This window comes from Sphingomonas sp. (assembly GCF_013812825.1).
In the GTDB taxonomy this organism is placed as follows: domain Bacteria; phylum Pseudomonadota; class Alphaproteobacteria; order Sphingomonadales; family Sphingomonadaceae; genus Sphingomicrobium.
Genome location: NZ_JACCSU010000091.1, coordinates 1 through 5,090, shown reverse-complemented (window position 1 = coordinate 5,090; position 5,090 = coordinate 1). Strand labels below are relative to the sequence as shown.

The following is a 5,090-nucleotide window of genomic DNA, read 5'->3' as shown; positions in this document are numbered from 1 at the left end:
CGCCGCGGCCCGGGGCCGGGACCGGGACGGGGGCCGAGACCGGGCGGACGGCCAGGCGGGCGCCCGGGCGGCAACAAACCGCGCGGTTGAAGTTCGCCGCCCGAGCGGCTAAGCGGCACCCGTCGTTTTCGACACATATCGATGAGCAGCGCCCGAGGGTGCACGCTGGCCGGCGAGGTTTCGCCCGCCGGCGCATTTGCATTTGAAGCCGCGCTCATCGGCGGGAGATTTGGATGTTCGACAGTCTGAGCGACCGGCTCGGCAGCGTATTCGACAAGCTTCGCGGGCGCGGTGCGCTCTCGGAGGCCGACGTCCGTTCGGCGATGCGCGAGGTGCGTGTCGCCCTGCTCGAGGCCGACGTCGCTCTTCCGGTCGCCCGCGACTTCGTCGACCAGGTCACCGAACGGGCGGTCGGCCAGGAGGTGCTGCGCTCGGTCACGCCCGGGCAGATGGTCGTCAAGATCGTCCACGACGCGCTGGTCGAGATGCTCGGCTCAGAGGCTTCCGAACTCCGCGTCGACGTCAACCCGCCGGCCGTCGTCATGATGGTCGGCCTGCAGGGCTCGGGCAAGACGACGACCACCGCCAAGCTCGGCAAGCGCCTCTCTGAACGCGAGCGCAAGAAGGTGCTGATGGCATCGCTCGACGTCGCCCGCCCGGCTGCCCAGGAGCAGCTCGCAGTGCTCGGCCGCCAGGCGAATGTCGAGACGCTGCCAGTGGTTGCCGGCCAGCAGCCGGTGGACATCGCCAAGCGGGCGATCCAGGCCGCCAGGCTGCAGGCCTATGACGTGGTCCTGCTCGACACCGCCGGCCGACTGCACGTCGACGATGCGCTGATGGCGGAGATGAAGGCGGTCGCCGCCGCCTCCAGCCCGACCGAGACCTTGCTGGTCGTCGATGCACTGACCGGCCAGGACGCGGTCAACGTCGCCAAGGGCTTTGCCGGCGAGGTCGACCTGACCGGCGTCATCCTGACCCGGCTCGACGGCGACGCCCGCGGCGGCGCGGCGCTGTCGATGCGCGCGGTGACCGGCAAGCCGATCAAGTTCGCCGGCGTCGGCGAGGCGATCGACAAGCTCGAGACCTTCCACCCGGCGCGGGTCGCCGGCCGGATCCTGGGCATGGGCGACGTCGTCAGCCTCGTCGAGCGCGCCGCCGAGACGATCGAGGTCGAGGAAGCCGAGAAGCTCGCGGCCAAGATGGTCAAGGGCAAGTTCGACCTCGACGACTTCCGCTCCCAGATCCAGCAGATGCAGCGCATGGGCGGGCTCGGGGCGCTCGCCTCGATGATGCCGGGCATCAACAAGATGAAGGGCGCGGCCGAGAAGGCCGCCGACGGCAAGGCGCTCGTGCACCTCGAAGCGATGATGTCGTCGATGACCGCCAAGGAGCGGGCGCGGCCCGAGCTGATCAACGCCAAGCGCAAGATCCGCATCGCCAAGGGCTCCGGGACCACCGTCCAGGAGGTCAACAAGCTGTTGAAGATGCACCAGGAAATGGCGAGCGTGATGAAGCGCCTGAAAAAGATGGGCGGCCTTGGCAAACTGGCCGCGATGTTCGGCAAGGGCGGCCTCGAAGGGGCGCTCGGCGGAATGGCTCCAGGAATGCTTCCGCCCGGCGCGCCCGGTGCCGGAGCGCCCGGCTTGCCGGGGCTGGGCGGGTCGCCGTTCAACCTTCCACCAGGTTTCGACAAGTTCACAAAGAAATAGAATAACTCACGGACAAGGAACGAAGAATAATGGCACTTTCCATTCGTCTCACCCGCGGCGGCGCCAAGAAGCGCCCCTATTACCGGATCGTCGTCGCCGACAGCCGGGCGCCGCGCGACGGCCGCTTCATCGAGAAGCTCGGCAGCTACAATCCGCTGCTGGCCAAGGATTCGCCCGAGCGCGTGAAGCTCGACCCCGAGCGCATTTCGCACTGGCTGTCGGTCGGCGCGCAGCCGTCCGACCGGGTGCTGCGCTTTCTCGACGCGGCCGGCATCCGCGAGCGCCCGGCGCGCAACAACCCCAACAAGGGCGAGCCGGGCGAGAAGGCCAAGGCGCGAATCGAGGAGCGGGCCGGCAAGGAAGCCGCCGCGGCCGAGGCCGCCGAAGCCGCTGCCGCCGCTCCGGCCGAGGAGCCTGCGGCGCAAGAGGCGCCGGCCGAGACAGTCGCCGCTGAGGAGGCTGCTGCCGAGGCTCCGGCCGCCGAAGAGGCTCCCGCCGAGGAAGCCGCTGCAGAGGCTCCGGCCGCCGAAGAGGCTCCGGCTGAGGAAATTGCCGAGGCAGCTCCCGCCGAGGAAGCTCCCGCTGCAGAAGAAGCTGCCGCGCCGGAAGAGGCCACCGCCGAGGAAGCGACCTCGGCAGACCAGGCGGACAATGAGGGCCAATCCACGGCTGAACCCGCTGAGGGTGGCGACGAGGTTGCTCCGCCGACTGCCGACTCGCCGGAGCCGGCCGAAGCTGCTGCCCAGCAGGCTCCAACCCAGGACGAGCCCGCCCACGGCGCCGCCGAGGAGGCTTCGGCGACCGACGAAGCCGAGAAGGCCGAGTAAACCCGTGCTGCGCCCCTCGACTTCGCTCGGGGCGAACGGAGAGTTTGGGGAATTTCCGACATCCGTTCGTGTCGAGCGCAGTCGAGACACGATGGCTGCGGGCCATGGTTGATAAGCGAATCCCGCTCGCCGCCGTCGCCGGAGCGCATGGCATCAAGGGCGAGGTGCGCCTCAAGTTGTTCAGCGAGAGCGCCCAGAGCCTCGCCCGCCATGCCAGGCTTTATGTCGGCGGCACCGAGCGCCGGCTGCTCGGGGTGCGCGATTCCGGCAAGGGCGCGATCGCCCGCTTCGAGGGCATCGCCGACCGCACCTCGGCGGAGGGCTTGCGCGGCTCGCTGGTCGAGATCGACCGTGCCGCTCTGCCGCCGCTCGGCGAGGGCGAATATTACCACGCCGACCTGATCGGAATTCCCTGTGTCGACCGCGAAGGCTGCGCCCTGGGATCCGTCGTCGCGGTCGAGAATTTCGGCGCCGGCGACCTGCTCGAGGTCGAGAGCGAGGGCGGCCGCCGCTCGCTGATCCCGTTCAAGCCCGGAATCGCCGATCTCGACGACGGCCGGATCGTGCTCGACCCGGAGTTTCTCGCCTAGCTCAGCGCAGGATCGGCCGCTGCTTGGCCAGATCATTGCGGATGGTGGTCGCGGCAACCCCGCCGTGCCCCATCGCGTGGCTGATCTGGTCGAGGCCGATGACGACGTCGCCGGCCGCGTACGCCCCCTCGACGCTGGTTCGCTGGTGAGCGTCGACACCGATGCAGCCTTGCTCGTTGAGCCGGGCGCCGAGCATGTCGGCGAGTTGGGTATGGGTGTCGGAGCCGAGCGCGGGATAGACGCTGTCGAACGTGTAATGGCCCTCGGCGGTGTCGACGACGATGCACTTGTCGAGGGCCGCGACCGCCTGGGCCGGCCCGTCGACGCAATTGATCCCGGCCATCTTCAGCTTCTCGCGGTCGTCCGGCGCAAGCTTCAGTGCATCGTGCGGTGCGACCAGGGTCACGTCCGCGGTGTAGCCGCGCAGGAACACTGCCTCGGCGACTCCATGGCTGTCGCTGCCGATCACCCCGACTTTCTTGTCGGTAACCTCATAGCCGTCGCAGATCGGGCAATAGCGAATCAGCCCCCGAGCCAGCGCCTCGTCGTGCAATTCCTCGTCCATCGGCGGTCGACGGTTGGTGACTCCGGTTGCCAGCAGGACGGTCCGCGCGCTTTCGCCGCCCGAGCCCCAAGTGCCGGCGAAGAGGCCGCTGCCTTCGTCGCGCTCGAGCTTGCTCACTCGGTCAGTGACGATCTTGGCCCCATATTTCTGCGCCTGGACGCGCATTCGCTCGAGCAGTTCCTTGCCGCTGATGCCGTCGGGAAAGCCGGCGTGGTTGTGCGTGCAGGGGATCCAGCTCGCGCGGCTCTTGCCGGCATCGATCAGGAGAATGTCGAGGTGGAAACGGGCGAGGTAGATCGCCGCGGTCAGCCCGGCCGGGCCGCCGCCGACGATCAGGCAGTCGAGGGGTTCCTCATCCACTGCCCCCTAGCGCGCGGCAGTCGGGCGAGTTCCACCGACCGCGCTCGAATGCTAGGCGGCGCCATGACTTTCGCCGCGACCGTGCTGACGCTTTACCCCGAGATGTTTCCAGGGCCGCTTGGACTCAGCATCGCCGGGCGGGCGCTCGCCGACAGGCTGTGGTCGCTGGAGACGCGCAACATCCGCGATTTCGCGACCGACAAGCACCGCAGCGTCGACGACACTCCGGCCGGCGGCGGTGCAGGGATGGTGCTCCGTCCCGACGTTCTGGCCGCTGCGCTCGACAGTGTATCGGACGCCGACGAACCTCGGCGCCCCATGATCGCCCTGACTCCGCGCGGCCAACCGTTGACCCAGGCCCGGGTGCGCGAGCTCGCGTCCGGTCCCGGCGCGATCCTGCTGTGCGGCCGCTTCGAGGGCTTCGACGAGCGCATTTTCGAGGGCCGCGACCTCGAGCCCATCAGCATCGGCGACTATGTGCTGTCGGGCGGCGAACTGGGCGCGATGGTCCTGCTCGATGCTTGCGTTCGACTGCTCCCCGGGGTAATGGGCGCCGCCTCCAGCGGAGAGGAAGAGAGCTTCGAACAAGGGCTTCTCGAATATCCGCACTATACCCGGCCTGTTACATGGGAAGGGCGCACGATCCCCGAGGTGCTGCGGTCGGGGGATCATGCGAGGATCGCGGCGTGGCGACACGAACGCGCATCCGAAGACACACGGCTAAGGCGGCCGGACCTGATCGAGCGCCACGGGGGCGCATCGCAGGCACCGCCCTCTGGCGCGCGGCACGAAGACGAAGGCCAGGACCAATGAACCTCATCGAGACCCTCGAGCGCGAGGCCATCGACGCTCTCACCGAAATGCGCGCCATCCCCGACTTCCGTCCCGGCGACACGCTGCGCGTCGGCGTCAAAGTGGTCGAGGGCGACCGCTCGCGGGTGCAGAATTTCGAGGGTGTGTGCATCGCCCGCTCGAACAAGGGCGTCGGCTCCAGCTTCACCGTCCGCAAGATCAGCTTCGGCGAGGGCGTCGAGCGCGT

At 68.7% G+C, this 5,090-nt stretch carries 5 protein-coding genes and 1 pseudogene; 5 read left to right on the top strand and 1 reads right to left on the bottom strand.

Features of this window, described 5'->3' with window-relative positions; translation table 11 throughout:
* Positions 1–233 precede the first annotated feature (233 nt).
* The 3 genes and pseudogenes from ffh (at position 234) to rimM (ending at position 3,126) form a co-directional block, all read left to right on the top strand.
* Positions 234–1,709: a signal recognition particle protein gene (gene ffh / locus H0T81_RS11995; RefSeq protein ID WP_294013519.1), complete on the top strand. Its 1,476-nt coding sequence runs from the start codon at positions 234–236 to the stop codon at positions 1,707–1,709.
* Positions 1,710–1,738: 29 nt separating this feature from the next.
* Positions 1,739–2,227, top strand: a pseudogene (gene rpsP / locus H0T81_RS11990) (30S ribosomal protein S16); the annotation flags it as partial.
* Between the two features lie 413 nt (positions 2,228–2,640).
* Positions 2,641–3,126, top strand: coding sequence for a ribosome maturation factor RimM (gene rimM / locus H0T81_RS11985; protein ID WP_294013518.1), 486 nt, complete (start codon positions 2,641–2,643; stop codon positions 3,124–3,126).
* A gap of 1 nt (position 3,127) precedes the next feature.
* Here rimM and H0T81_RS11980 read toward each other — a convergent pair whose 3' ends face one another.
* Positions 3,128–4,051, bottom strand: a complete 924-nt coding sequence (locus H0T81_RS11980) for an NAD(P)/FAD-dependent oxidoreductase (RefSeq protein WP_294013515.1) — start codon at positions 4,049–4,051, stop codon at positions 3,128–3,130.
* A 63-nt stretch (positions 4,052–4,114) separates the two neighbouring features.
* Here H0T81_RS11980 and trmD point away from each other — a divergent pair, with 63 nt between their 5' ends.
* Both trmD and H0T81_RS11970 read left to right on the top strand, forming a co-directional pair.
* Positions 4,115–4,864, top strand: a complete 750-nt coding sequence (gene trmD / locus H0T81_RS11975) for a tRNA (guanosine(37)-N1)-methyltransferase TrmD (protein ID WP_294013512.1) — start codon at positions 4,115–4,117, stop codon at positions 4,862–4,864.
* Positions 4,861–5,090: 50S ribosomal protein L19 (locus H0T81_RS11970; RefSeq protein ID WP_294013510.1), on the top strand; the 230-nt coding region annotated here is incomplete at its 3' end. The genes trmD and H0T81_RS11970, both read left to right, overlap by 4 nt.

Excerpts from the sequence above, each read along its gene's own strand:
- ffh (WP_294013519.1), top strand. The coding sequence starts at position 234 with ATGTTCGACAGTCTGAGCGACCGGCTCGGCAGCGTATTCGACAAGCTT.
- rimM (WP_294013518.1), top strand. The coding sequence starts at position 2,641 with ATGGTTGATAAGCGAATCCCGCTCGCCGCCGTCGCCGGAGCGCATGGC.
- trmD (WP_294013512.1), top strand. The coding sequence starts at position 4,115 with ATGACTTTCGCCGCGACCGTGCTGACGCTTTACCCCGAGATGTTTCCA.